The organism is Phyllobacterium lublinensis (genome assembly GCF_020164435.1).
Lineage (GTDB): Bacteria > Pseudomonadota > Alphaproteobacteria > Rhizobiales > Rhizobiaceae > Phyllobacterium > Phyllobacterium lublinensis.
The window spans coordinates 70,971-97,803 of record NZ_JAIUDQ010000008.1 but is presented as its reverse complement, the minus strand read 5'-3'; the positions used below and the strand labels follow the sequence as shown (position 1 = coordinate 97,803).

Sequence of the window (26,833 nt, the reverse complement as noted above, 5' to 3'; positions counted from 1 at the left end):
CGTTACTCCAGTCCAACGGCAGCATTCAGCTTGCCGATCGCCTGCGCCAGTGCCTGCACCCTCTGCGCAAATGACTTGCGGCTTTCCGCATCCACGCTGTCAAAGGGAGGATAACCGTCAGGCCCCCGCAGTGCCTTCAATGCGCTGTCCGCATCGGCCATCCGGCTATCGATATCCGCGACGACCTGGGGAGCTGCCGGCGTGGCAACCGGCTTCAGCAGTGCCATCATGCGCGAAACGCCGGCAAGATTGGCCTCGATATCGGCAAGGTCAGTCTTGGCGTAGTGCTCCTCGCCAACGATGATGGTCGTTTCTGCGGTCGCCGAAAGCAGGCGCGCGGCACCCTTGGCGATCTGCTCGGGCGGTATGCGCAAGCCGCGCAACCGGTCCTTCAAGGCTGTCACATCGGCCAGGAGCCTGGCGGATACCGGGGCGAGCCCGTCGAGATTGTTCGCCGAGTAAAGCCCGTATTCGATACGGTGGAACCCGGTGAAACCCGGATCTTCTTCACGCTTCTCCAGATAGTCGGCGACCGGATCGATGGCATTGTGCAGATCGGCGAACAGATCCGCCATGGGTTCGATCTGCTTGTAGGGAGCCCGCGCCTTCTGATAGGCCTCACGGGCCTTTTCGATATCGCCCGCCTTGATGGCTTCGTCGAGCGCCTGCACTCCCTTCACCAGCGCATTGGCCTGCATGGCCAGAAATACCTGAAACTCGGCCAGCGGGCCGAGATAGGCCATGAGTGCCGGCTTGGCTGCCTCCGCATCGGCCTCTGCCGAAGGGGTAACGTGCAGGGTCCCGCGCGGACTGTTGAGCAGGCCGCAGGTGATCTCGTAATCCCCGGCCTTGAGCTTTGCCTGGAGTGTCTGGCTGAACCCCGGAACGATATTTTCGCGCTCCTCGACCACCATCACGCCGTCAAGGATTTCCCATTCGAGCGCACGGTCTGAACTGTTCACGATGGTGAATGTAGACCGTCCCGCAGGTACCGTGATCGCATTCGGCGTGCATGTTCCATCCTTGATGGTGACGACAATATTGTCGGCCGATGCATCAGGTCTGTTGCCCTTTGACGCATAATAGAATGCCAGGCCGCCGGCGATGACGAGACCAGCCGATCCGACAACCGCGAGTTTCATCCATCTTTGCGATGAGGGGGAGGCAGGGCCGCCGGATTGCGTCATGAAGCTGATTTCCGTTTAATGAGAGGTTCGCGACGGTTGGGCCGCGGCGGGTTCGCGCGCGCCCGCGGGCCGCAGAAACATGAAGACGCTGATCGCCAGGAACCCGACATAGACGATCACTTCGCCCAGTGTCGGCATGTCGTGGTAGCCGAACAGCCCAGACAGCAAAGTCCCGAGGACGCTGCCGACCGGCAGAATATGGCTCAGGTCGATGACAACCGTCTGAAGACTGTTCCACACGCCTGCCTCGTGGAAATGGCGCAGCGTGCCTGCCAGAATCCCGGCCGCGACGAACAGAATGAACAGGCCGGTCCAGAAAAAGAAGCGGCGCAGATTCATTCGGATGCCGCCGGCATAGAGACCGTAGCCCAGTACCACCGACACGAGAATGCCGAGGACAGCGCCGAGCAGGGCGTCATTGTTCGTACTTTGCTGGAAAATGGCCAGAAGGAAGAACACCGATTCGAGGCCTTCGCGTGCGACGGCCAGGAACACCATGGCAATCAACGCCGAAGCCTGTCCCGTTGAATGCGATAGGGCCGAATCGATCGAGGCATGAAGTTCCGATTTGATCGAGCGAGCCGCCTTGCGCATCCAGAACACCATCGAGCACAAAACAACCACCGCGATCAGGCCAACGATCCCCTCGAAGAACTCCTGCGCCTTCTGCGGGAATTGCGCACTGGCCAGTTGCAGTCCGGCTCCGACGAAGAGCGAAAGTGCAATGGCAAGCAGGATGCCGACCCAGACGGCAGGCATCCAGGCGCCTCGCCCGGTCTGCTTCAGATAGCTCGAAATGATGCCGACGATCAGCGCCGCCTCGATGCCCTCGCGAAGCATGATCAGAAATGGAACAAGCATCAATCAAAGCCCCCGGCGCTGTGCTGGCGTACCTCATCGGATACTTACGGCGTCGGGCAAGTCATAGACTGTCGCGAAAAACGAAGCAATAACAATATATTAGAAGAATTCTAATCAATAACAGGAGGAAATTTGTCAATTATTTCCGTATGTTGAGTAGTTTGGTCCACTATCGGCTACAACCTGCCGCTGAGATACCCCGTCCCCCATGCGTGGTGATTGCACAAATCGGCTGGACCTAGTGTCCGACACTCGCCACACCTAACAGTTGATCGACCGTATCGCGATCAGCCGCAAGCTGCTCCGACGTACCGTCCCAGACGATACGGCCCCGCTCAAGGATGATGACCCGTTCGGCAAAATCGAGAGCACTCTGTATGCGCTGTTCGACGATCAGGATGGTCATCTCTCCGCTGGAAGCAAGGCGGGAGAATGCCGCCATCAACTCCTCGCAGATGACTGGTGCCAAACCTTCAAGCGGTTCATCAAGCAACAGGACGGTGGGCTTGCCGAGGATCGTCCGCGCGGTAGAAAGCATCTGCTGCTCCCCGCCCGAAAGCTTCGCCCCGGAATTCGCACGCCGCTCGTGAAGTCGCGGAAACATGTCATAGGCTTCCTGCAATGCGTCGCGCGGCCGTCCCTTCAGCCCGACAAACAGATTTTCCTCCACCGTCAGCGAAGGGAAGATGGCGCGTGATTGCGGCACGAAACCAAGCCCGTTCCAGGCGCGGCTCGCGCTGTCCATGGCGGTGATATCAGCGTCACCCAGCCTGATCGTACCCTCATAGCGCCTGGTCTGACCGGCGAGGGTCGAGAACAATGTGGTCTTGCCCACACCATTCCTGCCAAGCACGGCAACCCGCGAACCTGCCTCGGCCGTAAAGGAAACATTCTCGATGACTCGCGTCGGCCCGTAGCCGGCACTGAGCCCCTGGATCTCAAGCCGTGCTGCTGGCATTGGGCCGTAACCTCATGAGTAGGGTCGAAATGGTATGAGTCCATCTGCTCAGTGTCGAGCTGCTCGGTTGGGGGGAAAGACCCCGCCCTTCGCATCTCTCCTCGCATCTTCTTGCCGTTTCAAGCGCCATTGTGGATCCTGCTCATGAGTTTACGGCCCCAGCATAGCTCCCCAGATAGGCCTCGCGCACGCGCGCATCCTTGGTGACTTCACGCGGCGAACCATCGAAGATGATTTCCCCTGCTGCCAGCACGATGACTCGCTTGGCAAAGCGGAAGACGAGGTCCATGTCGTGCTCGATCATCAAAACCGCCAGATCGTTTGGCAGTTGCGCCAGTGCACTCTCGATAAGAAACGTATCGCTGTGCGGAACGCCTGCAGCGGGCTCGTCAAGAAGCAATACCTGAGGCCGCAAGGCCATTGCCAGGGCAATTTCAAGCAGGCGCTGCTGGCCATAGGCAATCTCGCTGACCGGTGCAGTGGCCAACGTTGCGAGATTGAGCGTCTCCAGGATGGCGTAAGTCTCGTGCATCACCTCCGGCATGGCCCGGAATGAACCGGCAATCCTGCCCGACTTGCCTTCCCGTTGCAGGATGGCCAGCGCCACATGCTGTTCAGGCGTCATGTCCGCAAACAGCCGCGTCACCTGGAAGGATCGCACCAGCCCCGCACGGACACGCCGCATGGGATTGAAAGCGGAGATATCCTCTCCTCCCATCAGTACTCTACCCGAATTGGGGCGCAGATGCCCGGTCACCAGATTGACGAAGGTCGTCTTGCCCGCGCCGTTTGGGCCGATCAGCGCCACCCGGTCTCCTTTTTTCAGCGACAGCGAGACGTCGCGCGTCACGTCGAGGCCGCCGAACGATTTCTTGAGGTGATCGACTTGAAAGACCGCTGTCATCTGCCGTCCTTCCTGTAGCGTTCAATGATTGCAGCGGCCGTACCGTAGAGCCCCTTGGGAGCAAACAGCACCACTGCGATCAGCAGCGCGCCGACGATCGTCAGCCAATGGAACGGATTGGCGGCCGAGACAAGATCTTCGACCCCAATGAAGACAATGGTGCCAATCAATGCGCCGTAGAGCGTGCCCGTGCCGCCGAGCACCAGCATGACCAGCGCCTCGGCAGAATTGGTGAAGCTCAGGCTGTCGAGACCGACGACCTGCGTCGATACGGCGTTGAATCCACCGCCAACTCCGGCAACCAAGCCGGATATCACATACATTTTCAGGAGGGTGCTTTTCACGGACGCGCCCATTGCGCTGACGCGGACGGGATCCTGACGGATGCCGCGGCAAAGCATGCCGAACGGCGAGCGCACAAGAATCCGCAGGAGGAAAAAAATGACAACCAGGAGGATTATGCCGAATACATAGGCTGTACGCCCCCAAAGGTCGAAAGCGAACAGGCCAAGGATCGGCTCGGGCGAGATACCTGCGAGGCCGTCGCTGCCACCCGTATAGGCGGATGCCTTGTTGGCCGCCTCATGGAAAAGATGAATGATCGCGATCGACAGGACAAGCTGCGCCAGACCATGACCGCGCAAGATGACAACGCCTGAAACCAGACCGGCAATCGCACCTCCCAAGGCCCCGATCGCCACCATGGTGAGGGGCTCGGTTATGCCAAAATGCGCCGCCGCAATACCGGCCGCATAGGCGCCGCTACCGAAAAGGGCGGCATGACCAAGCGTCGCGACACCGCAATAGCCGGTCACAAGGTCGAGCGACAGCACGAACAACATGATCGCGATCATGCGCGTCAGCAACGCCAGATTGTTTGGAAACAGGAAGTACCCCGCAACGGCTGCGGCCAGGATGATGGCGATACCGGCGAGATCGCGGAGCCAGTTGTTCCCGACCCCGGCCAATGGCCGGATGGGCGTTGCCGATGTATTGCTGATCGTCATTTCGCTCGCCCCATCAAACCACGCGGAAACACCCAGACGATCGCGATCACCGCAAGATAGAAGAAGAACTCGCCATATTCCGGCACCAGATAACGTCCCGTCGTGTCGATTGCTCCAAGCAGCAGGCACGCGATCAGGGCGCCCGGGATGGAGCCCGCTCCGCCAACCGAAACCACCACGAGAAATGTCACCATATAGCGCAGGGCATAGTAGGGTTCGACCGGGAGGAGTTCCGCCCCTATCACCCCGCCAAAAGCCGCGAGACCGACAGCAAGGGCAAAGCTCGCCGCATAGACGATCTTGGTGCGAACGCCGAGCGCCGCCGCCATGGCCGTATTGTCGACCGAAGCGCGCAGCTTGACGCCGAAGGATGTACGTTCGATCAGGTACCACAGCGCGAACGCGACGCCGATACCGCATGAGATCGCAAACAGCTTGTGCGCAGCGATCGTGCGGAAGCCGATGTCGACCGGCCCCTGCAGCTCCGAGGGCAGGGGAATGGTCTTCAGCGTTGGTCCGAAGACATAATTGGCAATGCCGATGACGCAGAAAGTGATGCCGATCGTCATCAATACCTGCGTCAATTCCGGCGCACCATAGATGCGCCGGTAGAGGAACCGCTCGAGCGGGACGGCGATGATGATGGTTCCGGCTACGGCCAGGATCACCGCCACGCCATAGGCGAGACCGAGATCGCGGGCCGCATAGGAAGCGATGTAGCCGCCGATCATCGCGAATGCGCCATGGGCAAGATTGACCACCCGCATCAGCCCCATCGTCACCGAGAGGCCGATGGAAATGACGAACAGGATCATGCCATAGGCAAGCGCGTCCACCCCAATGCTGAAAAAGGTCTGCATCAGATCATCCTGTCTGCATAGAACGGCATCGCACCCCGCACCCCGTTATTTCGCGGCGGCGAGGCCGGGATCGGGCTGCTTCTCAAACGTCTTGATTTCCTTGTTGTAGTAGCCGCCATCGTCACCCTTGGCGACTTCGCGCAGATAGATGTTCTGGGTGATGTGGCGCGTTTCCGGATCGATCGAGACGGGACCGCGCGGGCTCTCCCAGGCGAGATCCTTTACGGCATCGACCGCCTTCTGAGCATCCTGCTTGCCTCCGGTGGCCTCGATCATCTTGGTGATGACAAACATGCCGTCATAGGCGCTGACGGACGGAAAGGAAAGTTCTGCCGGATTGCCGATTGCCTTCTGGGCCGCGGCGACGAATGCCTTGTTTTCAGGAGAGTCATGCGCGATCGAATAATGGAAGGTCGTCAGGATGCCGACACCCGCATCGCCGATGGCTGGAAGATCGGATTCCTGCGTCAGATCACCGGGCGCCAGGAACTGGATCCCCGCCTGTTTCAACCCATTCTCATTATAGGCTTTGACAAATCCGAGTGTCGTGGGCCCCGACGGCAGGAAGGCGAAGACGGCCTGTGCGCCGGAATCGCGAACCCTTTGCATGATCGGGCTGAAGTCGTTGGTCGACAGCGGCATGCGGATGGACTCGACGACCGTGCCGCCTTCCTTTTCGAAGGTGGTCTTGAAGGCATTCTCGGCATCGACGCCAGGCCCATAATCGCTGACAACCGTGATCGCCTTCTCAACGCCGCGCTCGCGCGCCGTCTTTGCCATGGGGGCGGAGGTCTGCCATGTCGTGAACGATGTCCGCACGACGAGCGGGCTCTTGGTGACGATCGCCGAGGTCGCGGCGTTCATGATGACCATGGGCACATTGCCCTGTTCCAACAGCGGCGTGACGGCCATTGCGTCCGGGGTAAAGTAGAATCCAGTCAGATACTGCACGCCTTCCTTGACAACCAGTTCCTGCGCCAGAGCCTTCGACTGGGCTGGATCAGGTTGCGGCACGTCCCGGTAGAGTATCTCGATCGTGTTCTCGCCAACCTTGTTGCCATGGGTGGCGAGATAGGCGTCGATGCCTGCCTTGAAATTCTTGCCCTGGATCGCGAACGGTCCCGAAAAGGGTCCGATGACCCCAACCTTGATCACATCCGCATAGGCACTCGCCGTCATCAGGAATGCGGCCGCAGCCAGTATGAGTTTTTTCATGTTCCTCCCTCCATCACCTTTGTTGGTCAACCATGTCTCCCGGGATCACGGCCGTATTTCAGTCAATTCCGATCGCGCTTATATGTCTTTCGGGAGAAATTCCGCTCTCAACCGCGAATCTCGACCATAAAACCGCGATTCTGGTCGAATTTTTTCAACCGAGACTTGCTTCTCTGCTGTGCCCGGTTGAACCGGGCATGTCTATGTCCTGGCCGCATTGGCACCTTCTCCCAGACCTGTAATTGAACGCAGCAAGGTCGTTGCTGAACGCAGCGCCGTCACCGTGGACGTCACCATCGATGGCAATATCATCCATTCCAGGGTCCAGGCGGCGCCGGAACGCTCCTGTTCGTGAACCAGGGACTGGTGCATGCCTGAAATCTGCGTGGCATTGTAGCGGGCCAGCGAAACAAGTAGTTCTGCAAGGACCGGGTTCTGCTTGTGCGGCATGGCGGACGATGCCCCGCCGCCTGCAAGCGCGATTTCGTCGCCTGCCTGCGCCATGAGCGAAATATCCTGGCCGATCTTGCCCAGCGAACCGGAAATCTGCGACAGCTGACCGGCAAAATCCACGATCAGGTCACGCTGATTGTGCCATTGCGGCAGGTCCTTCAGACCGAGTATGGCGGCCACTCGCGCGCGGATAGCGGGCCCTTTGCCGCCCAACTTGTCCAGCGTCCCCGCGGCCCCGCCGAACTGCACAACAGGAAAATGCTGCTTGAGCGCGTCGAGTCTTTGGCGGTGTCGGGGCAGGGGAGCGCGCCAGGTCTCGATACGGTCGCGTACGACGATTGGAATCGCCGACTGCATACGCGTTCTTGCCATCAACCCATTGTTTCCATTAGCAATTTCCAGTCGCTCAAGCTCGACCAAGATTGCCCGCAAGCCGTCATCCAGGCGTTCAAGCACCGGAATGAGCCGGATCATCAGACTGGTGTCGATGACGTCCTGGCTGGTAGCGCCGAAATGCAGAAATGCACGATGCTCGGGCGGAACAGTGCCACGCAGCTGGTGGATAAGTTCCGGGACAACAACACCATCTGTTGCAACTGCCGATTTCAAAGTGGCGATATTTGGCACGAACGTCCTGCATGCATTGGCAATCGCCTCGGCCGCTCCATAGTCGATGACCTTTTCATCGGCCTCGGCCCGCGCCAATGCGGATTCGAACGCCAGCATGGCAGCAATGTCATTTTCCACCGAGAACCACTGCGTGGCCTCCGCATCGCCGGTCAACCCTGAAAGATATGGGTGATCGAAAGGAGATATGCTCATTGCTTACACATCGAAGAAGATGGTTTCCTTGTCGCCTTGCAGATGAATGTCAAAGAGATAGGCCGATCCGTCGCGTTTCGCGATCAGGGTGTTGACCCGATTCTTGTGTTCGATCCGCATCAGGATCGGATCCTGGTCGTTGGCGGCTTTCTGATCGTCGAAATAGATCCGCGTCTGCAGTCCGATGTTGATGCCGCGCGCAACGATCCATACCGTGACGTGCGGCGCCATCAAACGCCCATCCTTGTAGGGAACCTGGCCTGGCCTTATCGTTTCGAAAACGAACTCGCCCGTCTCCATGTCGGTCGGGCAGCGGCCCCAACCCGTAAAATTCGGATCGGCAGCACCACGCAACTCCGACGGGCTGTTGTAAAGCCCATTGCTGTCGGCCTGCCATATTTCGAGCAAGGCATCGCGCAGGGGCGTCCCGGTGCCATCGAAGACGCGGCCGCGAATGGTGATCCTTTCGCCAAGCGTCTTGTCATTGACCATGGCAATGCCGAGATCGGACTCGTAAACGCCTGCTATGCCAGAGAAATTTGGCGTACAACCAATGTGGACGTAAGGACCTGCGGTTTGCGATGGCGTCTCTTTCAGGAACCCCAATTGCTGGACCATCAGTTGCCCTCCATACGGTTCTCGAACAGTGTCGAGCGGCGACCCCGCAACACGATGTCGAACTTGTAGGCGCGCGCATCCATCGGGATCGTATTGTTCATGTCGAGTCCGGCAACGAGTTGCTCGATCGCCGCTTTGTCCGGGATCGACCTGACGATCGGACAGTTCCAGATCATCGGGTCGCCTTCAAAGTACATCTGAGTGATCAGGCGTTGCGCAAAACCGTGACCAAACACGGAAAAGTGGATGTGGGCCGGGCGCCAGTCATTGACGCCGTTCGGCCATGGATAGGCGCCCGGCTTGACCGTGCGGAACCTGTAATAGCCCTCATCATCCGTTATTGTTCGCCCGCAGCCGCCGAAGTTCGGGTCGAGAGCGGCCACATATCCTTCGCGCTTGTGACGGTAACGGCCGCCTGCATTGGCCTGCCAGAATTCCAGCAGGGCGCCAGCGACGCCCTTGCCGCGTTCGTCGATCACCCGGCCGTGTACAATGATGCGCTGTCCGATGGCGCTTTCGCCGGGCTTGGCGAAATTGTGGATCAGATCATTGTCAAGTTCGCCGAGTATGGAATGACCAAACACCGGACCTGTAATCTCCGACAACGTATTGTCAAAGGAGAGGAGGGCCCGCTGCGGTGAACGGACAACGCTTGTCTTGTAGTCCGGCGCATAGGCCGGGGGATGCCACTGCCTGTCGCGCTGAAAGAAAGCACCGGTTTCCGGTTTGATGTTGGACATTGTCTTCTCCGTCACGCTGCCTTTCCGGCTTCCATTTCCTCGTAGACCCGCTTGGCCAGCTTGATCGCGTGATTTGCCGCCGGCACCCCCGCATAGATCGCGACGTGCAGCAGGGCCTCGCAAACATCGTCCTTCGTAGCACCTGTGTTTGCAGTCGACCGGATGTGCATGATCAGCTCGTCATCCTGTCCAAGCGCCGCCAGCAGGGCAATCGTCACGATCGAGCGTTGCCGCTTGGTCCAGCCCGGCCGGGACCAGACATGCCCCCAGGCCGCTTCCGTGATCAACTCCTGAAAGGGTTGGTCAAAATCCGTTTTGTTCAATTCAGCATTATCGACATGGGTATCACCCAACACGATCCTGCGGGTTTCCATGCCCTCGGCATAGCGGCGAGACTGAACGGCCGCATCCGTCATGTTTTTCCTCCAAGCTGGAATTCATCGATGAAAGCCCGCATGACGGCACTGAGTGCCTCGGGCTGCTCTACACACGGAATATGCGCCGCATCCTTGATCACTTCGTAGCGTGCGCGCGGAATCAATTTTGCCAACCCAAGGACAACCGCGGGGGGTGTCGAACCATCCTGATCGCCGACAACACAGATCGTCGGTACAGCAATGCGCGCAGCAGCCTCCGTGAAATCAGCATCACGGATTGCGGCACAGGTGCCGACGTAACCGGCTACCGGCTGGCGCACCAGCATGTTGCGGTAACCTGCAAGTTCGTCGCGTCGCTGGGCATGGAAGGCAGGTGTGAACCAGAGCTTGAAAATGTTGTCGGCGATCGACCCGATACCATCCTTCTCCACCGCGGCCATGCGCGTGCCCCAGGCTTCAGCCGTACCGATCTTGTGAGCCGTATCGCACAGGATCAATGCCCGCACCAGATCGGGCCGCATCGCATAGAGGCCCTGCGCCACGAGGCCCCCGACCGAAAGGCCGCAGATAATAGCGCCCTTGACCTCGAGATAGTCGAGAAGCCCGGCAAGATCATCAACATGATCGTCGATGGCATAGGGCGGTTTGCCAAGATCGGAAAGGCCATGCCCGCGCATGTCATAGGTGACGATGGCGAAGTCGCCGACCAGACGAAGTATAACGTCGCGCCAGATGCGCAAATCGGTGCCAAGCGAATTGGCAAAGACCAGGACCGGCCTGCCTTCCGGAGCGCCGATCAACTGATAGTGCAGCGTAACGCCATTAATCGAAGCGAATTGCACAGTGATCCTCCCAATATGCAAGCGTGACAATGGATTATGCATTTGGTTCAGTAAAATGATATCTTAGCACGTTCCCTTAACCTATGGGTTATGAAAAACGATGATCGACAGCCGCATCAAGTTCCGCCACCTGCAAACCTTCCTGGAGGTTGCGCGGCAAAAAAGCGTGATGAAAGCTGCATCCATTCTTAATATCAGCCAGCCCGCTGTCACCAAAACCATCCGTGAAATGGAAGAGGCGCTGGGCGTCTCGGTTTTTGAGCGGGACGGGCGCGGCATCAGGATCACCCGTTACGGGGAGGTGTTCCTGCGTTATGCCGGCGCTGCCATCACCGCGTTGCGGCAAGGTATTGATTCCGTCACCAATGAACAGTCGGGTGAGGGCATACCGGTCCGGGTCGGCGCGCTGCCTACTGTCTCTACGCGGATCATGCCTGAGGCGATCGGCCTGTTCCTGCAGGAGAGAACCCAGAGCCGGTTGAAGATTGTGACAGGCGAGAATGCCGTCCTGCTTGAACAGTTGCGGCTCGGTGATCTTGACCTCGTGGTCGGTCGGCTTGCTGCGCCGGAAAAGATGACCGGATTTGCCTTTGAACACCTCTATTCGGAGCAGGTGGTTTTTGCCGTAAAGGCTGAACATCCGCTTGTGGTGGCCAAGGGTGACATATTTGCCCGTCTCGGCGAATTTCCTGTTCTGATGCCGACCCGCGCATCCGTCATTCGCCCCTTTGTCGACCGGTTTCTTATCGCCAATGGGGTGGCCAAGCTGCCGCAACAGATCGAAACCGTCTCCGATGCCTTTGGGCGGGCTTTCGTCCGCTCGAAAAACGCCGTGTGGATCATTTCATTGGGCGTCGTCGCAAGCGATGTCGAGGAGGGCACACTCGCCTTGCTCCCGGTCGACACGACGGAGACACGAGGCCCTGTCGGGCTCACTACACGTGCCGACCTGACGCCGTCTCTCCCGCTGTTGATCCTTATGCAGACCATCCGCGAGGCGGCAAACAATGTGAAAGCCGGTTCAGAACCAACTCAAAACGGCAGTCCGACATAGTTTTCGGCCAGGGCTGTCGATGCGGCGCGCGAATGCACAAGGTAGTCCAGTTCGGCGTGCTGGATTTTCTGCCCGAATGCTCCGGTGTCTGGAAAGCGATGCAGCAGCATGGTCATTGACCACGAGAAGCGCACGGCCTTCCATACCCTTTGTAAAGCACGCTGCGAGTAGGTATCGAGCATGGCCATCGTTCCGTCTGCATAATGGTCACGCAAGCCCTCGAACAGATAGTGGACATCACTTGCCGCCAGATTGAGCCCCTTGGCTCCCGTTGGCGGAACGATGTGGGCGGCGTCCCCGGCAAGAAACAAGCGGCCAAAGCGCATGGGTTCGGCAACAAACGAACGAAGCGGCGCGACCGACTTCTCGAAGGAAGGACCCGTCGTCAAAGCTTCCGCATCTTCTTTTGGCAACCTTCGCCGCAACTCGTCCCAGAACCGCTCGTCCGACCAGTCTTCTACGCGGTCGTCCAATGGACATTGTACGTAGTAGCGGCTTCGCGTGGGCGATCGCATGGAACAGAGAGCAAAGCCTCGCGGGTGGTTGGCGTAGATCAACTCGTGCGAAACAGGCGGCACGTCCGCCAGCACGCCGAGCCATCCGAAGGGATAAACACGCTCGAACAGGCTGATCGCGCTTTCCGGCACGGATCGCCGGCTGACACCGTGAGACCCGTCGCATCCGGCAATAAAATCACAGTCGATTCGATGTGTTTTCCCTTCGCTTTCATATGTCACGAACGGCTTGCCTGAACCGAAGTCCTGGGGAGCCACGTTGTCGGCCGTGTAAACCGTTCTTGCACCATCGCTCTCCCGCCTGTGCATGAGATCGCGGGTAAGCTCCGTCTGGCCATAGACCGTTACCTGTTTACCGTCGGTGAGGCCCGCAAGGTCTATGCGGTGGTTGCGCTCGTCGAACGCCAGCGAGAATCCGCTGTGCGGAAGCCCTTCCGCATGCAGCCGTCCGCTAGCGCCCGCTTCATCGAGCAGTCTGACCGTACCTTCCTCGAGTACTCCGGCTCGGACGCGACCAAGGATGTATTCCTTGCTGACGCGATCGAGGATGATGTTGTCAATGCCTGCCCCGGTCAGTAGCTGACCGAGCAACAGCCCGGCGGGTCCCGATCCGATAATAGCCACCTGAGTGCGCATGATGCCTCCCGATACATGACCGCAAGCCTATGCCGCACGGCGACGGCTGCAATGGACTTTCCAGGCAAAAAGTTGGACAATTCGAACATACACGTCCGGGAAACTGTCAATGCGCAACACTACGCCAACCTTTGGACTTTATGGCGAGAGCGATGCTCAGCGGCCGGACTTCTGGCTGCACTGGGAGACGATTGCCTCGCGCAGTCAATTGCACAATTGGGAGATCAAAGCCCACCGGCATGATGCATTCTTGCAAATTCTGTACCTGCGAGGCGGAACGGGGGACGCGGTTCTCAAGGCCGAGATCCACGCGATCCTGCCGCCGGTGATGATCGCCATACCGGCGAAATACGAACATGGGTTCAGATTCTCAAAAGATATGGACGGAATCGTCATCACCATGGCCGCTTCGCGCTTTGGTTCGCCGGGGCGCAGCTTTGTTGATGCGGAAATCGGCAAATGGTTCTCGACGCCGCATTTGATTCAGCTTGACCAGGGTGATGGCGCCCAAAGTTTCCTTGCGCAGACCCTTGAAAGGCTCTGTGAGGAACTTCAGCAAGGTGGTCTGTTCCATACTGATCTGGTGGAAGTTCATTTGCGATCAGCAATACTGATGGCTGCCCGCATCACGGCCGCCCGGCACCCGGAAATGAGCGCCGGTGTCGAAACAGATGCACGTATGAAAGCATTGGACTCACTTGTGAACCGGCATTTGCGCGATCACCATCCTGCAGAATTTTACGCCGGCCATCTCGGCATTTCGGTGACCCACCTGAATCGCATTGTCAAGGCAACAACGGGGCAGAGTACAAACTCCCTGATCGCGGGCCGGCTGATTGACCAGGCCAAGCGAGATCTGGTCTTTACGTCCGCCCACATCAAGCAGATCGCCTACGATCTGGGCTTCAACGATCCGGCCTATTTCTCGCGCTTCTTCACCAAGGAAACTGGCACGACTCCGCGTCAGTATCGTATCGAGCAGCACGCCAAACTGACCGCATAACGTTCAGACCAGAAGGCTGGTGATCGTATCACGCGTCGACTGCATTGTTGGCAGGTACCTTTCGATCATCTCACCAACACTCGCTCTTACGGCCTGCGTGCCAACATTGATGGCAGACACTGTCGTGCCTCGCACATTGCGTACGGGAATAGCTATCGAGCACAGGCCAATCTCCAGTTCCTGGTCAATGACCGCGTAGCCCTGCGCGCGCACGCGATGCAGCTCATCAAGGAGGTCCGCAATCCCCGTCTTGGTATTCGGCGTATTTGCCACGCGATTGCTGTTCTTCAGAATGCGGCGCGCCTCGTCTTCAGGCAGTGCGGCGAGCAAGACCCGGCCCATGGAAGAACAATAGGCTGGCAGGCGGCTCCCGGGGTTGAGATTGATCGACATGACGCGCTTATGGGACGCCCGAGCGATATACACGATCTCATTGCCATCAAGCACCGATGCCGAAGCACTTTCGCCAGTCTTCTCGGAAAGCTGATCGAGGAACGGCTGCACGAGGCGTGGCAGCGGCGTCGATGTGAGATAGGAGTGACCCAGCCGGAGGATTCGCGGGGAGAGCGTAAAGAACTTTCCATCATAGTCGGCATAACCGAGTTCCGCGAGCGTCAGGAGGCACCGCCGTGCCGTCGCCCGCTCCAGACCCGTTATTCGCGCAACGTCCGTTATTGACAGCCGGGAATTGCCGGCATCGAAGGCCTCAATGACTGACAGGCCCTTGGCAAAGCCGCTTATGAAGTCTGTCTCGCGCATGAGAAAATCCAATTTACGCACATCTTGTGCGATATACGAACAAATGTCAAATAGCGCACAAATTGAATTGACCGCGGAATGCCGGCGGGATTACGCCTACTGTCCGACGATGAAGGACTGGAGAGAGACGTGGCGCGCATCTGTACGCTTTCCGAAGCGATCGAAGAGAATGTCAGGGATGGCGACACCCTCGCCATGGAAGGATTCACCCATCTCATACCCTACGCTGCCGGTCATGAGATCATCCGGCAGGGCCGAAGGGAGCTTTTCCTGGTCCGGATGACGCCAGACCTGATTTATGACCAGCTGATTGGCGTTGGCGCAGCCCGCGGCATGAAATTTTCCTGGGGCGGAAATCCCGGCGTTGGTTCGCTGCACCGCTTCCGCGACGCCGTCGAAAACCAGTGGCCCCGGCCACTTGAGATCGAAGAGCATTCTCATGCCGCCATGGCAAATGCCTATGAGGCTGGTGCAGCAAACCTGCCCTTCGCCATGTTGCGCGGCTATATCGGCGCTGATCTTGCCAAAGTAAACCGCAACATCAAATCCGTTACGTGCCCGTTCACGGGCGAAGTGCTGGCGGCCGTACCATCGATCCGGCCTGACGTTTCCGTCATCCATGCCCAGAAAGCCGACCGGAAGGGAAACGTTCTCATCGAGGGCATTGCCGGCGTGCAGAAGGAGGCTGTGCTGGCCGCAAGACGGTCGGTCGTGACCGTCGAAGAAATCGTGGATGAACTCAATCCGCCTTCGCCAAACGCGGTGATCTTGCCGACATGGGCAATAAGCGCGGTTGTCCACGTGCCCGGCGGCGCATTCCCATCCTACGCACACGGCTATTACCCGCGCTCGAACGCTTTCTACATAGCGTGGGACAAGATTGCCCGTGACCGCGACAGCTTTGCAGCCTGGATCAAGGATAACGTCCTGGCCAGTACACCGGGCGATTTCTCCCGTCACCTCACCAAACACGCCGCAGCATAGGGAGCAACGTCATGTCGAGTGCATTCACGCCCACGGAAATGATGACCATTGCGGCGGCCCGCGCCCTTACCAATGACGACGTATGTTTCGTCGGTATTGGCGCACCGTCTGCCGCTTGCAACGTCGCACGGCTCACCCATGCTCCGGATATCACATTGATCTACGAAAGCGGCACAATCGGAACCAAGCCCGACGTCCTGCCGCTTTCGATTGGTGACGGAGAACTCTGCGATACTGCCCTGTGCACGGTGTCCGTGCCGGAGATGTTTCGCTACTGGCTGCAGGGCGGACGTATCACAACCGGCTTCCTCGGCGGAGCGCAGATCGACCGCTTCGCCAATCTCAACACGACGGTTGTGGGTGAGTATGAGCGGCCGCAAGTTCGCCTTCCCGGCGGCGGCGGTGCGCCAGAGATCGCGAGCAATTGCGGGCAGATCTATATCACGATCGCGCTCAGCAAACGCGGCTTCGTCGATCATCTCGACTTCATCACCTCCATGGGACACGGGGAGGGTGGTGACCATCGATCCAGGCTGGGGATGAAGACGAAGGGTCCGACGCGCGTCATAACCGATATGTGCATTTTTGAACCCGACCCGGTAACAAAGGAACTGACCGTGGTGTCGATCCACAACGGTTTTACACGCGAGCAAATCACCGAGAACTGCGGATGGCCGGTCCGCTTTTCATCCAGTCTGACGGAAACACCAGTACCGACCGAAAGGGAAATCTCCGTTTTGCGCGATATCAACGCCCGCACAAAGAAAGCGCATGAGGCCGCCTGATGACCGAAGCCTATATCTGCGACTATATCCGCACGCCCATCGGCCGCTTTGGCGGCGCATTGGCGAGCGTCCGCGCCGATGACCTGGGTGCCATCCCGCTCAGGGCCTTGATGGACCGCAACAGGACCGTGGATTGGGATGCCCTGGACGAGGTTGTCTATGGCTGTGCCAACCAGGCCGGAGAGGACAATCGCAACGTTGCGCGCATGTCGCTGCTGCTAGCGGGATTGCCCGAGACGATCCCCGGTACAACGATCAACCGTCTGTGCGGCTCCGGCATGGACGCTGTCATCACCGCCGCTCGCGCAATCAGGGCGAGTGAACTGGACATCGCAATAGCCGGCGGTGTCGAATCGATGTCGCGTGCGCCTTTCGTGATGCCGAAGGCGGAAAGCGCCTTTTCGCGGCACGCCGAAATTCATGACACCACCATTGGCTGGCGCTTCATCAACCCGCTGATGCAGGAGCAATATGGCGTCGACTCTATGCCGGAGACAGGGGAGAACGTCGCGGAGGACTACCACATATCGCGGACTGATCAGGATGCTTTCGCGGTGCGCTCCCAGCAGAAAGCAAGCGCCGCAATGGCGAACGGCCGTCTGGCTCGCGAGATTACCTCTGTCAGCATTTCGCAGCGTAAGGGCAATCCGGTCATCGTCGATCGCGACGAGCATCCCCGTCCTGAGACGACCATCGAACAGCTTGCCAGATTGCCGGCACCTTTCCGCAAGGGCGGCTCAGTCACGGCCGGCAATGCGTCGGGTGTCAACGATGGCGCAGCGGCACTCATCATTGCCTCGGAGTCGGCGGCCAGGAAACATGGTTTGAACCCCATCGCTCGCATCGTGGGTGGGGCGACGGCCGGTGTTCCGCCTCGCATCATGGGAATCGGCCCCATCGCCGCGACTCAGAAACTTTGCGCACGACTTGGCATCACGCCGCAGGATTTCGATATTGTTGAGCTCAACGAAGCCTTCGCCTCTCAGGGCCTTGCGACCCTGCGCGCGCTCGGTATTCCGGAGGACGCCGGATACGTCAATCCAAATGGAGGCGCCATCGCCCTCGGGCACCCGCTCGGCATGAGCGGCGCGCGCATCGCGGGTACTGCTGCGCTCGAACTCACACTCCAAGGCTCAAGGCGTGCGCTCGCAACCATGTGCATTGGCGTGGGGCAGGGCATAGCCATCGCACTCGAGCGGATTTGATGCTCATTGCATCCGTGGCCCATCAACAGTTCTCCCGTTGAAGGCGGCGCGGTCATCTTGACACTGTAAGTTCGCCCAGCAATAGTGAAACCGGTTTCACTATTGCTGGGTTCCCGCTTGACATTTGATGTGACGATACTGGCGCCACATGTGCCCTTTTTGTTGAAAGGGGCCCTGCTCACGGCTGAGGCCTGCGGGCTGGCGCTCGTTGGCAGCCTCGCCATTGGTTTTCTCGTCGCCGCGTTGCGGACATCCTCTTCTCCGCTTCTTTCGCGCGCGGCTTTTGTCTACGTAGACCTGTTCCGCAACATACCGTTCATCGTCCAGCTCTTCTTTTTCTTTTATGGCCTTCCTGAAATCGGCATCTATATCGACGCATTCTCGACGGGCGTCATTGCCCTGTCGATCGCCGGCGGTGCATTCAGTTCGGATGTTATCCGTTCCGGGATTCTTGCCATCGACCCCGGTATTCTTGAAGCCGCCGAAGTAAGCGGCCTTTCGAAGCCGGTCATATTCCGCAAGATCGTGATGCCGATTGCGCTGCGCACGTCGATCCGGCCGCTGGGCTCGGTCTTCATCAATCTCATACTGACGTCATCAATCCTCTCGACAATCACGCTCAATGAACTGACAGGGTCGGCAAAGATTGTCGCGTCCGACACGTTTCGGCCATTCGAGGTCTATGCGGTCCTGCTGGTCGTCTATGCGAGCCTGACCTATCTGGTCTCGCTCGCAATCAGTGCATTGCATCGCCATCTGAACCGCGATCGTATGCCGGAGGTTGCCTGATGCGGTACACCAGTTTTACGTCATATGATGTGGTCCTTCTTGCTCAGGGACTAGGCGTCTCGCTTGCGCTCTTCCTCACCACAACTGTCATTGGCCTGCTCCTCGGAACGATCTGGGCCGTGATCCGGTTCTACCGCGTTCCTGTGCTCAGCCCGCTGATTGCCGTTCTTGCGGAACTGCTCAAGAACTCCCCGGTGCTCGTCCAGCTGTTTCTTGTTTTCTTCGGCCTTCCGGCACTTCTCAAAATCAACGTAACTCCGGTCGAAGCAGCGCTGATCACGCTCTCTGGCAACACGGCCGCCTTCATTTACGTCATCGCCGTCTCGGCAATCGAATCGATTGGCCGCGACCAGATCGAGTCCGCGCGTGTCTTCGGCCTGTCGCGCTGGCAGGTGCTTCGCCACATCATTGCGCCTCAGGCAATGGCCTTCGCGATAGGTCCTTTGACTGGCTTGCTGGTCAACCAGCTGCAGGTGACGTCGCTCATATCCGTGATAGGTGTCGTCGACCTGACCAAGATCGGCAACATACTCAATCTGCGAACGCTCAAGCCATTCATTGTCTGGACCATCGTCGGCGCTCTCTATTACGCGACCGCAAAGCTCGTCGCATTCGGCGGAGCGACGCTCGAGAAGCGGCTCCGCGCTCATTCTGCTTGGAAAGGTCTCTGATATGATCCGTGCCCGGGGTGTTCGCAAATCATTCGGATCAGCCGCCGTTTTGGATGGCATCGACCTCGATGTTCATGGCAGCGAAGTGGTTTCGATCCTGGGATCAAGCGGTTCAGGAAAATCGACGCTCATCCGCTGCATGAACGGATTGGAGAAACTCGACGCCGGAAGCATTACCATCGACGACTTCGATGTCTCACTGCCAAAGGATCTCGCAGAAGCGCGAAAGCGTTCGGCAACCGTTTTCCAGTTGTTCAACCTCTATCCGCACATGACCGCTCTGCAGAATGTTACGCTGGCGCCCATCCAGGTTCTCAAGCGATCACGTGCTGAAGCGGAGGCTACGGCGCGGTCCCTGCTTGACTCGGTAGGTCTTGGAGCGCGAGCCGACGCCTATCCGGCCCAGCTGTCGGGCGGACAACGCCAGCGCGTCGGAATCTGTAGGGCGCTTGCCATGAACCCGCGCTATCTGCTTCTGGACGAAATCACCAGCGCGCTCGACCCTGAGATGACCGCCGAAGTGCTCAGTATCCTTGCACAACTGGCGAAAACTGGAACCACGATGGTCTTCGTCACGCATGAAATTGAATTTGCGCGAACGATTTCCTCGCGCATCGTCTTCCTCGACAAAGGCCAGCTGGTCGTTGATTTGCCGACCGAGGAATTCTTCGCAGCCGAAGGCGGCATGGCAAGGCCGCGTATATCCCAATTCCTTTCCAAGATGCGCAAAGACTGATCATGATCCTGTTGGCAAATTCTGAAGCCTGGCCCGGCTTCGACAAATCCGTTGAACTGCTCAAGCAGCATCACCATGGCATAGACGCCATGGTCGCCGGCATCAGCGAGGTGGAGCGTGAGGCGAAGGTCCGCAGCGTCGGCTATGGCGGTTGGCCAAACATGCTTGGCAAGATGGAATTCGACGCCGGCGTGATGGACGGGACGACCCGTGACGTCGGCGCCGTGGGCGCGGTCCCCGATACGCTACCGGTGGCCGCGCTCGCACACGAAGTGATGAAACGCCTGCCACATGTCATGCTGACCGGCGACGGCGCCAGACGATTTGCAACGGAGATCGGTTTTGCAGTCGACGATACTTTGTACGAAGACAGCAAGAGGGTCTGGTGGAAGCGACTGCAGAAGGAACTGTCGCCCGACGAGCTTGCTGCATTCCCCGATATTCCGCTCGCTCCGTTGAGCCGGACCATCACGGATCCCGAACGGGTTCGCGACACAACCGTGTTTCTCGCCCAGGATTCCACCAGTGGCATCCATGCGGTGACATCGACTTCGGGATGGGCGTGGAAGTACCCCGGCAGGCTGGGAGATTCGCCCATTCCAGGTGCCGGTTTCTATGCGGATAGCCGTTACGGCGCCGCAGCTTGCACCCATACCGGAGAGATGACGATGCGCTGCGGCACGGCGCGCAGCGTCGTCCTTGCGATGCGATTTGGCCATTCATTGCGCACGGCAGTCGATTTGGCCATTCAGGACCTTGCCGAACTGAAAACAGGATTTCTCGCCGGCGTTGTCATTCACGGAATTGATGCCGCTGGCAACCACGAGGTCGCAAGTTTCCAGTGCCCTGAGGATATCAAGTACTGGATCTGGAAACCCGGAATGACCAATCCGGAGAAACGGATTGCGCGAAAATACGATCCATTGCTCACAACATAAGGGGAAGTTCATGAAAACGATGATGATCAAACTGGCCGCCCTTGCCTTGACGGCCGCCATGGCATTTGCCGGCACCGCGCAGGCGGGGAAGATCGAAGAGATTCGAGAACGCGGTACTGTCCGGATCGGTGTGTCTTTGGGCGGGGAGCCAATCGGCTTCCGTGACGACAAGAACAATCCGGTCGGCTACGACGTCGATGTCGCCACGCAGCTGGCCCAGAAACTGGGCGTCCCGGTGGAGTTCACCGATGTGTCCGGAGACGCCCGCATCTCCATGCTGGTTTCCGGTCAGCTCGATATCGTGGTGGCCAACACTTCGGCGACGCTCGAACGCGCCAAGTCCGTCGATTTCTCCATTCCCTACAATCGTGCGGGCTTGCGCGTCATCGTGCAAAAGGATGCCGGGATTGCATCGCTCAAGGATCTCTCCGGCAAGAAAGTCGTCGTCGGACGCGGGACGACGGGCGAGGGCTTCATCAAGAGGAACATCCCCGACGCCGAACTGGTATATACCGATACGTTCTCGCCGGACGGCGTCCTGTTGCTCCAGCAGAAGCGAGCAGATGCAGCGATCGAGGATTCCTCGCTACTCGACTACCTGGCCACCAAGAACGACAACCTGTTAACGCTGCCGGGGCTCTATTCCAACGATCCGATTGGTATTGCCGTTGCCAAGGGCGATCCAGAGTTTGTTCGTTGGCTCGATATGTTCGTTTCCGACTACATACAATCGGGTGCCTACGACGCCAATTACAAGAAGTGGTGGGGTGAAAAGTCCAACCCGCCCGCGCTGACGCCTCTATGGTGAATTTGGAATGGCCGGGCACGCCCGGCCGCTTCAAGAACTCGACCGCGGGACGAAGTAGGTCGGGACCTGGACCAATACGCCACCTGACTGGAAACGGTCAGGTGCTGTCAGGAATTGCAGGATTTCCTTGATATAGACAGTCTTGTCATAGCCGATCGACGAAATCGGGTAGGCCTCATATTCCGCCAGCGTGACATCGTCGAAACCGTAGAGCCGGAACGCTCTTGCATCTCCTGAAAGCGCGTCCCTATGGACGTCGAGCACACCCATCGCCATGGCATCAGAGGTGCAAAATACTGCTTCTGCATTACGCCAGGCCGAAGATGCCGCGAGCGCACGACCACTTTGATACGAGTAGTCGCCACGCAATTCCGCGATCAGTTCGATGCCGTGACGCCGCATCTCAGACTTGTAATGTGCTATACGGGTCTGCTCAACGGGTGATGCCGACCGTCCGGTAACAAGCGTTGCTGTCCTGACACCCTTTCCTGCTGCATCCGCCACTGCTGCCGCGATTCCCGACAATTCGTCGGGGATGATGGCAGGGGCATCCGCGTCGCGCATGCCATTCAGCATGAGTACCCGGTCATTACGGAACATTCTGCGCACGGTAGCCGCATCGGCAAAATCGGAAAACACGAGCGCCGCATCCACATGGTAAGCGATGCCATTGCGCAAAAACTCTTCTATCCGGTCTGCCGAACCCACGCGCACGAAGATGACCTGCTTGCCGATCGACTGGATCTCACTGATCAAAAGATCGAAGAGGTCGAGGTCGGAAAGATCATGGATATGGTTGACGACCACGGCGACCAGATTGACCGTCTTCGTCGTAAGGCTCCGCGCCAGGAGGTTGGGTTTGTAGCCCAGTTGGTGCGCCGCCTGCAGGACCCGCTCACGCTTGTCGGCGGAGACCGGTCTCGGTTCGCTCGAAAGCGCTCGCGACGCGATCGCCCGGGAAACGCCGGCGAGCTCGGCAACGTCCGCAATCGTGGGCTGATCATCGCTCTTGCGCGGTTCCATCGTGTCGTCCTCTTGGGTCGACGTCACTGCTTTTCCGAACCGAGCGCGCAGGGGCAGGAGGCGACCAGCCTCATGCTTACCTGCTTAGCCACGCTGAGTTCAACGCCAAATTAGGGTCGAACGTTTATTGTCATACTGGTTTTATCCCAAAGAAGCGCGGGCTTCCTGGGCGCGCAACCGCGCAAGCGTCTTTTCCGCCCATTCCCAATCGGGGGCAAGCTCAGTGCCTCTGAGGGCAGCTTCGATTGCCTTCCCGCGCGCGCCATGCATCTCGTGCAACTGCGAGCGCAGAATATAGACTTCGGCCCTTTGGCGCGCATGGAAAAGCGTTTCCAGAAGCCGATCCGTCGCCACCAATCCTTGCTCCGGATTGGTCCTGCTATGGACACGAAGGTTGGCAAGCTTCAGCAGCGGCCACGTCCAATCAGGCCTGGCATCGGCAGCGTGCACGAAGGCCTCGGCGGCATCCTCAATATCGTGCAACGCTTCATGGCAACGTCCGAGCAATTGCCAAGCATCCGACGAATCCGGGCGGCGGGAGAGATATTCCCTGATGCAATCAATGCATAGCGCATATTTCTGCTGCCGGTAGAGCACCTGCGCCAACTGGTAGCTCCACCAGTCGACACCGGAATCGAGTTCAATCGCCTTGCGAAGCTCGACCTCGGCCTTGTCGGGCTGCTCCAGTCGCATCAACGTCAAGGCAAGCTGATGCCGTGCACGGGCATTCCACGGTTCGGCCCTGACTGCGCGCTCGGCAAAAAGTCTTGCCTCGTCGAGCCGCTCGCCAAGCCTTCCGAGCTCTACCGAGATCATGTGATGCGCCTCGGGATTGTCCGGATGATGCTTCTTGAGATCCCCAAGAAGAGCAGGACGGACCGACTTGCCCTCGTGGACAGACAATATCGCTTCGTAAACCGCCCGCACGGGGAATACGTCAGGATCGATTGAGGCGGTGTGCGTTTTCACATGGGCCAAATCGTCTTTCGGCAGGAGCTTGAGTTTGCTGCGTACGACAGAAGCGTAGCTGAACGTCGGTGTGTCCACCGGTGGGTCGATCAGAAACCGTTCAACGAATTCCGAAAGCACGACATCCGGGCGGTAGGCCTCGATCAACTCACGATCGAATGTCTTTCCGTAGACGTAGACAAGGGTGCTGAAGCTTTCCTTGAGGAACGGCAGAAGGTTGCCGCCAAATGAATCACCGAACATGACGCAGCGCGGCAAGGTGGCGTCCTTGTTGACGAAAACCCGGATTCTTCCGCGGTTTGGAATGCGATTGTCAAATGCAAGTTTGCCGGCCGGGTTCTCGATCCGGGCCGACAGCGTGGGAGCCGATACGGGCGGCTCAAACTTGATCCCGAGATCACCAACGTAAGGAACCTCTTGGAAGCCAAGGCGCGAGCCCTCGACACGCAATGGCTCGATTCCACTATCCGACATGGCGTTGCAGAGTGCCAGGTAGCCAATATAGGCGCCAAACCCGCTCCAGTGCGTATCCGTTTTCGGATAGGTCAAGCCGTGCTTCTTGCCCTCCCGAATCTCATCGAGAGGATAAATGATCCTGCGTGCGCGTGCAGGATCAAGTGCGGCCCTGATCTGATGGATGGGCCGCTGTTCGGCAATGTCCACCCAGTCCGGAAGCTCTTCGGAATACACGAGTTCCTTGTTGGGCGCGACGAACATCAAATGCTGTGCGCCCAGCGTGGCCACGTAGGCATCGCGTTCGGCAATCAGATTGCGCCAGGACTCGATCCCGCGCGAATCCAGGACATGCCGACCTGTGATCTGGTCGATAACCCGGTTTGAATCATGGTCGAGGAAAATCCAGCCATTCTTGCCGAGCAGATATTTCTTGCTTTTGTCAGCGCGTGATGTCGAAACGAAATCATCGTTCATGAACACCTCCAAATTGGCACATCTTGCCATTCCGTATTTTGAAAGACGCGGACGTTCCGAATGGACGTGGCCGCCCCATTCACATCCCCATCGTCCTTGCCTGCGAAAGAAGCGACCGCATTGCTGAAAAGCAACTGGGCGGGCGTATGCGCGAACGTATTCGCGACTTCATAGATTTTCCTGTCGTCGAAGAAGAACTGGAACCGGTCCGCGCTCCACAACATGCCATATCGGTGGTACCCATCAGCGAGTCTGGTACGCGGGCGATAGGTCTTCGAAAAGACTTCCCGGTCGGGCAGCCAACGCCGGGCGGTCACCTGAACCGCATTGGGATATTTGGCTTCGACAACATCGAGCTCAAAACGGGTATCGCCTTCCGATTCGCGAACAGACGTCAGCCAGAACGCATTGTTGACACCCGGTTCGTTTGCGATCCGCATCTCCGACTCGAAATAGCCGTAGCGCTGCCGGAAATCCTTCGTTCGGACGTAGCCACCCGCAAACGGACGCTTTCCATCTTTGTCCCTGGGATTGCGCCCGAGGTTGAGCGACATGCCCGCGCCCGATAAACTGACATTGCCGGGCAGGCGTACCGACTTGGTTTCGCCGCCACCGTCCTTGACCCTCAGCCAGCGCTGATCGAAACCCGCATTGTCGTTGAAGTTGTCGCTAAAGGACAATTTCCATTGACCCGCCGCGCCCTGTAGAGGCGCGGGCAGATCCGAACAGAGTGCGCGGGCAAGTCCTGGCCGCGCAAGCAATCCGGCCGACGCTATCCCGAAACCGGCAAGTCCCAGAAATGAACGTCGGCTGAACCGCAAGTGCCGTGTCATACGGCGACCTTTGCCGGGGTTGCCTCCTGCTTGGCGTTGAGCCCACGCAATGTGGTTTCAAGATTCCAGGCACGGTTGCGCAATGTTTCGACCTCCCCGGTCATGAAATCGATCTCGCTGCGGAACCAGGAAACGGCCTCATGGATGTTGTGTGGCACCTGAACGAGATTGGGGCTCGAAAGGGGCTTGTCCGCAGGCGCTGCAACAGGCTTGGGCAACACGTGGTTGAGCTTGTTTTCCGTCAGGAAGCGATGGTACTCGGCGTAATTGACCCGGTAGATGTGCTGAACTTTCGAGAAATCGGCACGCTCGAGCAGTTTCTCAAGATTGATTGGAAGATAGTCCTCAATCTCAATCGAAGGGATGGCAAACAGCGACGCCAGTTCGCGGATGCGTGAATCATAGGTGAAGAAAATCGCCGGAATTCCCTGATGCAGGGCAATAACATTGCCATGGAGACGGAAACCGACCATCACATCCACATTGGCTGCCGCATCGGCGGCCCATTCCTCGATATCGAAGAAGGCGCTCATACGATTGTTGAGCATCTCCTCCGCCTCTGGATGTCCAAGCAGATTGAATTTGGTCAGGATCGCCTTGATGTTGTCCTGCTTTTCCTTGCCGCTCGAGAAGATTGCCAGTGTCTCCTCGCGCTCACCCTGCGAGTACAGCTTGCTCGATGGACGCTTGGCGACCGCATCGATCAATGCGCGCTGCATGCGATTGGTCTTGGTGGCGTTGCTGGCATAATCGGCCGAAAGATATTTGTTGAGCGTAAGTCCGATCCGAGCCTGCGCCGGGTCGATCGACTTGATGGTGATCGAAGGACGCAAGGAGCGGTAGAAGCTCGGGCAACCGATAACCCGGACATTCTTGATGCCGAGGTCATTGAAGATCTCCGCGCTGTAGAAACCGCGCACGCCGATCGACTCGCACTTGTCGGCGATGATTTTCCAGGCCTCCACGGTTCCTTTGGGAACCTCGAGTTTTTTGTACTTACCGGCCTGCGCGCCGACACCGATCGCTACGACTGGTCCTTTCAATTTCTTGAGCAGGGGCACGACGTGGGCAAGGTCGACGGTTTCGGTCAGATAGTTCGATCCGCGAACAACGGTCGCATCATAGGTTCCGTCCTGCGGCCAGAGCTTCTCATTTGCCGCATGCGAGAATTGCACATTGCGAATCTCGTCATAGGCAAGCGCCTTGAGAGTGGCATCGTAGACCAGAACGTCGCCTGTATTGATGCCGCCCTTGTTGAAGGCCGCGAGGGGATCCTCGAACTTCAAATAGGCGGATTTGTTGCCAGGCTTCACGGCAGCACCACCGTTAAGAACAAAAAGCTTTTTCATTG

28 protein-coding genes are annotated in these 26,833 nt (G+C 58.4%); 10 read left to right on the top strand and 18 right to left on the bottom strand.

Annotated features, from left to right (window positions below):
* Positions 1-2: 2 nt before the first annotated feature.
* The 12 genes from efeO to pcaD form a co-directional block, all read right to left on the bottom strand.
* Positions 3-1,187, bottom strand: coding sequence for an iron uptake system protein EfeO (efeO, locus tag K9U38_RS12250; RefSeq protein ID WP_224494618.1), 1,185 nt, complete (start codon positions 1,185-1,187; stop codon positions 3-5).
* A gap of 15 nt (positions 1,188-1,202) precedes the next feature.
* On the bottom strand, positions 1,203-2,048 hold the full coding sequence (gene efeU, locus K9U38_RS12245; protein ID WP_224494617.1) for an iron uptake transporter permease EfeU: 846 nt from the start codon (positions 2,046-2,048) through the stop codon (positions 1,203-1,205).
* 238 nt (positions 2,049-2,286) lie between these two features.
* Positions 2,287-3,006 (bottom strand): ABC transporter ATP-binding protein, encoded by a 720-nt coding sequence (locus tag K9U38_RS12240; RefSeq protein ID WP_224494616.1) that lies wholly within the window; start codon positions 3,004-3,006, stop codon positions 2,287-2,289.
* 142 nt (positions 3,007-3,148) lie between these two features.
* Positions 3,149-3,910 carry an ABC transporter ATP-binding protein gene (locus K9U38_RS12235; RefSeq protein WP_224494615.1) on the bottom strand — a complete coding sequence of 254 codons (762 nt, stop codon included), beginning with the start codon at positions 3,908-3,910 and terminating at the stop codon, positions 3,149-3,151.
* Positions 3,907-4,917 carry a branched-chain amino acid ABC transporter permease gene (locus tag K9U38_RS12230; RefSeq protein WP_224494614.1) on the bottom strand — a complete coding sequence of 337 codons (1,011 nt, stop codon included), beginning with the start codon at positions 4,915-4,917 and terminating at the stop codon, positions 3,907-3,909. The genes K9U38_RS12235 and K9U38_RS12230 overlap by 4 nt, the downstream gene beginning before the upstream one ends.
* Positions 4,914-5,777 (bottom strand): branched-chain amino acid ABC transporter permease, encoded by an 864-nt coding sequence (locus K9U38_RS12225; protein ID WP_224494613.1) that lies wholly within the window; start codon positions 5,775-5,777, stop codon positions 4,914-4,916. Before K9U38_RS12225 ends, K9U38_RS12230 begins: the two co-directional genes overlap by 4 nt.
* A 45-nt stretch (positions 5,778-5,822) precedes the next feature.
* Complete coding sequence (locus tag K9U38_RS12220) at positions 5,823-6,992, bottom strand: ABC transporter substrate-binding protein (protein ID WP_224494612.1); 1,170 nt, start codon at positions 6,990-6,992, stop codon at positions 5,823-5,825.
* Between the two features lie 201 nt (positions 6,993-7,193).
* Complete coding sequence (locus K9U38_RS12215) at positions 7,194-8,267, bottom strand: 3-carboxy-cis,cis-muconate cycloisomerase (protein WP_224494611.1); 1,074 nt, start codon at positions 8,265-8,267, stop codon at positions 7,194-7,196.
* 3 nt (positions 8,268-8,270) lie between these two features.
* Complete coding sequence (gene pcaG, locus K9U38_RS12210; RefSeq protein ID WP_224494610.1) at positions 8,271-8,885, bottom strand: protocatechuate 3,4-dioxygenase subunit alpha; 615 nt, start codon at positions 8,883-8,885, stop codon at positions 8,271-8,273.
* Complete coding sequence (gene pcaH, locus K9U38_RS12205) at positions 8,885-9,625, bottom strand: protocatechuate 3,4-dioxygenase subunit beta (protein ID WP_224494609.1); 741 nt, start codon at positions 9,623-9,625, stop codon at positions 8,885-8,887. Before pcaH ends, pcaG begins: the two co-directional genes overlap by 1 nt.
* A gap of 11 nt (positions 9,626-9,636) precedes the next feature.
* Positions 9,637-10,041 (bottom strand): 4-carboxymuconolactone decarboxylase, encoded by a 405-nt coding sequence (gene pcaC, locus K9U38_RS12200; RefSeq protein WP_224494608.1) that lies wholly within the window; start codon positions 10,039-10,041, stop codon positions 9,637-9,639.
* Complete coding sequence (gene pcaD, locus K9U38_RS12195; protein ID WP_224494607.1) at positions 10,038-10,844, bottom strand: 3-oxoadipate enol-lactonase; 807 nt, start codon at positions 10,842-10,844, stop codon at positions 10,038-10,040. The genes pcaC and pcaD overlap by 4 nt, the downstream gene beginning before the upstream one ends.
* A gap of 100 nt (positions 10,845-10,944) precedes the next feature.
* Here pcaD and pcaQ point away from each other — a divergent pair, with 100 nt between their 5' ends.
* On the top strand, positions 10,945-11,898 hold the full coding sequence (gene pcaQ, locus K9U38_RS12190; protein WP_224494606.1) for a pca operon transcription factor PcaQ: 954 nt from the start codon (positions 10,945-10,947) through the stop codon (positions 11,896-11,898).
* Here pcaQ and pobA read toward each other — a convergent pair.
* On the bottom strand, positions 11,877-13,049 hold the full coding sequence (gene pobA, locus K9U38_RS12185) for a 4-hydroxybenzoate 3-monooxygenase (RefSeq protein ID WP_224494605.1): 1,173 nt from the start codon (positions 13,047-13,049) through the stop codon (positions 11,877-11,879). The genes pcaQ and pobA overlap by 22 nt on opposite strands.
* A gap of 109 nt (positions 13,050-13,158) precedes the next feature.
* Between pobA and K9U38_RS12180 the strand changes: the two genes are divergently transcribed.
* The gene (locus K9U38_RS12180) at positions 13,159-14,052 is read left to right on the top strand and encodes a helix-turn-helix domain-containing protein (protein WP_224494604.1); all 894 of its coding nucleotides are present in this window, start codon (positions 13,159-13,161) and stop codon (positions 14,050-14,052) included.
* A 3-nt stretch (positions 14,053-14,055) separates the two neighbouring features.
* Here K9U38_RS12180 and K9U38_RS12175 read toward each other — a convergent pair whose 3' ends face one another.
* The gene (locus K9U38_RS12175) at positions 14,056-14,811 is read right to left on the bottom strand and encodes an IclR family transcriptional regulator (RefSeq protein ID WP_224494603.1); all 756 of its coding nucleotides are present in this window, start codon (positions 14,809-14,811) and stop codon (positions 14,056-14,058) included.
* A 129-nt stretch (positions 14,812-14,940) separates the two neighbouring features.
* Between K9U38_RS12175 and K9U38_RS12170 the strand changes: the two genes are divergently transcribed.
* The 8 genes from K9U38_RS12170 (at position 14,941) to K9U38_RS12135 (ending at position 21,727) form a co-directional block, all read left to right on the top strand.
* Positions 14,941-15,795, top strand: coding sequence for a CoA transferase subunit A (locus K9U38_RS12170; protein WP_224494602.1), 855 nt, complete (start codon positions 14,941-14,943; stop codon positions 15,793-15,795).
* An 11-nt stretch (positions 15,796-15,806) separates the two neighbouring features.
* Positions 15,807-16,580, top strand: coding sequence for a CoA-transferase subunit beta (locus tag K9U38_RS12165; RefSeq protein WP_224494601.1), 774 nt, complete (start codon positions 15,807-15,809; stop codon positions 16,578-16,580).
* Positions 16,580-17,785 carry a 3-oxoadipyl-CoA thiolase gene (gene pcaF / locus K9U38_RS12160; RefSeq protein ID WP_224494600.1) on the top strand — a complete coding sequence of 402 codons (1,206 nt, stop codon included), beginning with the start codon at positions 16,580-16,582 and terminating at the stop codon, positions 17,783-17,785. The genes K9U38_RS12165 and pcaF overlap by 1 nt, the downstream gene beginning before the upstream one ends.
* Before the next feature lie 117 nt (positions 17,786-17,902).
* Positions 17,903-18,574 carry an amino acid ABC transporter permease gene (locus tag K9U38_RS12155; RefSeq protein WP_224494599.1) on the top strand — a complete coding sequence of 224 codons (672 nt, stop codon included), beginning with the start codon at positions 17,903-17,905 and terminating at the stop codon, positions 18,572-18,574.
* Positions 18,574-19,245, top strand: a complete 672-nt coding sequence (locus tag K9U38_RS12150; RefSeq protein WP_224494598.1) for an amino acid ABC transporter permease — start codon at positions 18,574-18,576, stop codon at positions 19,243-19,245. The genes K9U38_RS12155 and K9U38_RS12150 overlap by 1 nt, the downstream gene beginning before the upstream one ends.
* Before the next feature lies 1 nt (position 19,246).
* Positions 19,247-19,981 (top strand): amino acid ABC transporter ATP-binding protein, encoded by a 735-nt coding sequence (locus K9U38_RS12145; RefSeq protein WP_224494597.1) that lies wholly within the window; start codon positions 19,247-19,249, stop codon positions 19,979-19,981.
* A gap of 2 nt (positions 19,982-19,983) precedes the next feature.
* Positions 19,984-20,919: an isoaspartyl peptidase/L-asparaginase gene (locus tag K9U38_RS12140; protein WP_224494596.1), complete on the top strand. Its 936-nt coding sequence runs from the start codon at positions 19,984-19,986 to the stop codon at positions 20,917-20,919.
* Between the two features lie 10 nt (positions 20,920-20,929).
* Entirely contained in the window at positions 20,930-21,727 is a 798-nt protein-coding gene (locus K9U38_RS12135; protein WP_224494595.1) for a transporter substrate-binding domain-containing protein, read from the top strand.
* 30 nt (positions 21,728-21,757) lie between these two features.
* Here K9U38_RS12135 and K9U38_RS12130 read toward each other — a convergent pair whose 3' ends face one another.
* The 4 genes from K9U38_RS12130 to K9U38_RS12115 all read right to left on the bottom strand — a co-directional run bounded on the left by K9U38_RS12130 (position 21,758) and on the right by K9U38_RS12115 (position 26,831).
* Positions 21,758-22,777 (bottom strand): LacI family DNA-binding transcriptional regulator, encoded by a 1,020-nt coding sequence (locus tag K9U38_RS12130; protein WP_224494594.1) that lies wholly within the window; start codon positions 22,775-22,777, stop codon positions 21,758-21,760.
* Positions 22,778-22,891: 114 nt separating this feature from the next.
* Complete coding sequence (locus K9U38_RS12125; RefSeq protein WP_224494593.1) at positions 22,892-24,649, bottom strand: alginate O-acetyltransferase AlgX-related protein; 1,758 nt, start codon at positions 24,647-24,649, stop codon at positions 22,892-22,894.
* Positions 24,646-25,482, bottom strand: coding sequence for a glycoside hydrolase family 16 protein (locus K9U38_RS12120; RefSeq protein WP_224494592.1), 837 nt, complete (start codon positions 25,480-25,482; stop codon positions 24,646-24,648). Before K9U38_RS12120 ends, K9U38_RS12125 begins: the two co-directional genes overlap by 4 nt.
* Complete coding sequence (locus K9U38_RS12115) at positions 25,479-26,831, bottom strand: polysaccharide pyruvyl transferase family protein (protein ID WP_224494591.1); 1,353 nt, start codon at positions 26,829-26,831, stop codon at positions 25,479-25,481. The genes K9U38_RS12120 and K9U38_RS12115 overlap by 4 nt, the downstream gene beginning before the upstream one ends.
* Positions 26,832-26,833: the final 2 nt, after the last annotated feature.

Excerpts from the sequence above, each read along its gene's own strand:
- pcaG (WP_224494610.1), bottom strand. The coding sequence starts at position 8,885 with ATGGTCCAGCAATTGGGGTTCCTGAAAGAGACGCCATCGCAAACCGCA.
- K9U38_RS12175 (WP_224494603.1), bottom strand. The coding sequence starts at position 14,811 with ATGCGCGAGACAGACTTCATAAGCGGCTTTGCCAAGGGCCTGTCAGTC.
- K9U38_RS12120 (WP_224494592.1), bottom strand. The coding sequence starts at position 25,482 with ATGACACGGCACTTGCGGTTCAGCCGACGTTCATTTCTGGGACTTGCC.
- K9U38_RS12145 (WP_224494597.1), top strand. The coding sequence starts at position 19,247 with ATGATCCGTGCCCGGGGTGTTCGCAAATCATTCGGATCAGCCGCCGTT.
- K9U38_RS12180 (WP_224494604.1), top strand. The coding sequence starts at position 13,159 with ATGCGCAACACTACGCCAACCTTTGGACTTTATGGCGAGAGCGATGCT.
- K9U38_RS12235 (WP_224494615.1), bottom strand. The coding sequence starts at position 3,910 with ATGACAGCGGTCTTTCAAGTCGATCACCTCAAGAAATCGTTCGGCGGC.
- efeU (WP_224494617.1), bottom strand. The coding sequence starts at position 2,048 with ATGCTTGTTCCATTTCTGATCATGCTTCGCGAGGGCATCGAGGCGGCG.
- K9U38_RS12125 (WP_224494593.1), bottom strand. The coding sequence starts at position 24,649 with ATGAACGATGATTTCGTTTCGACATCACGCGCTGACAAAAGCAAGAAA.
- K9U38_RS12165 (WP_224494601.1), top strand. The coding sequence starts at position 15,807 with ATGTCGAGTGCATTCACGCCCACGGAAATGATGACCATTGCGGCGGCC.
- K9U38_RS12115 (WP_224494591.1), bottom strand. The coding sequence starts at position 26,831 with ATGAAAAAGCTTTTTGTTCTTAACGGTGGTGCTGCCGTGAAGCCTGGC.
- K9U38_RS12140 (WP_224494596.1), top strand. The coding sequence starts at position 19,984 with ATGATCCTGTTGGCAAATTCTGAAGCCTGGCCCGGCTTCGACAAATCC.
- K9U38_RS12220 (WP_224494612.1), bottom strand. The coding sequence starts at position 6,992 with ATGAAAAAACTCATACTGGCTGCGGCCGCATTCCTGATGACGGCGAGT.
- pcaF (WP_224494600.1), top strand. The coding sequence starts at position 16,580 with ATGACCGAAGCCTATATCTGCGACTATATCCGCACGCCCATCGGCCGC.
- K9U38_RS12135 (WP_224494595.1), top strand. The coding sequence starts at position 20,930 with ATGAAAACGATGATGATCAAACTGGCCGCCCTTGCCTTGACGGCCGCC.
- efeO (WP_224494618.1), bottom strand. The coding sequence starts at position 1,187 with ATGACGCAATCCGGCGGCCCTGCCTCCCCCTCATCGCAAAGATGGATG.
- K9U38_RS12225 (WP_224494613.1), bottom strand. The coding sequence starts at position 5,777 with ATGCAGACCTTTTTCAGCATTGGGGTGGACGCGCTTGCCTATGGCATG.
- K9U38_RS12240 (WP_224494616.1), bottom strand. The coding sequence starts at position 3,006 with ATGCCAGCAGCACGGCTTGAGATCCAGGGGCTCAGTGCCGGCTACGGG.
- pcaC (WP_224494608.1), bottom strand. The coding sequence starts at position 10,041 with ATGACGGATGCGGCCGTTCAGTCTCGCCGCTATGCCGAGGGCATGGAA.
- K9U38_RS12215 (WP_224494611.1), bottom strand. The coding sequence starts at position 8,267 with ATGAGCATATCTCCTTTCGATCACCCATATCTTTCAGGGTTGACCGGC.
- K9U38_RS12230 (WP_224494614.1), bottom strand. The coding sequence starts at position 4,917 with ATGACGATCAGCAATACATCGGCAACGCCCATCCGGCCATTGGCCGGG.
- pcaH (WP_224494609.1), bottom strand. The coding sequence starts at position 9,625 with ATGTCCAACATCAAACCGGAAACCGGTGCTTTCTTTCAGCGCGACAGG.
- K9U38_RS12150 (WP_224494598.1), top strand. The coding sequence starts at position 18,574 with ATGCGGTACACCAGTTTTACGTCATATGATGTGGTCCTTCTTGCTCAG.
- pobA (WP_224494605.1), bottom strand. The coding sequence starts at position 13,049 with ATGCGCACTCAGGTGGCTATTATCGGATCGGGACCCGCCGGGCTGTTG.
- pcaQ (WP_224494606.1), top strand. The coding sequence starts at position 10,945 with ATGATCGACAGCCGCATCAAGTTCCGCCACCTGCAAACCTTCCTGGAG.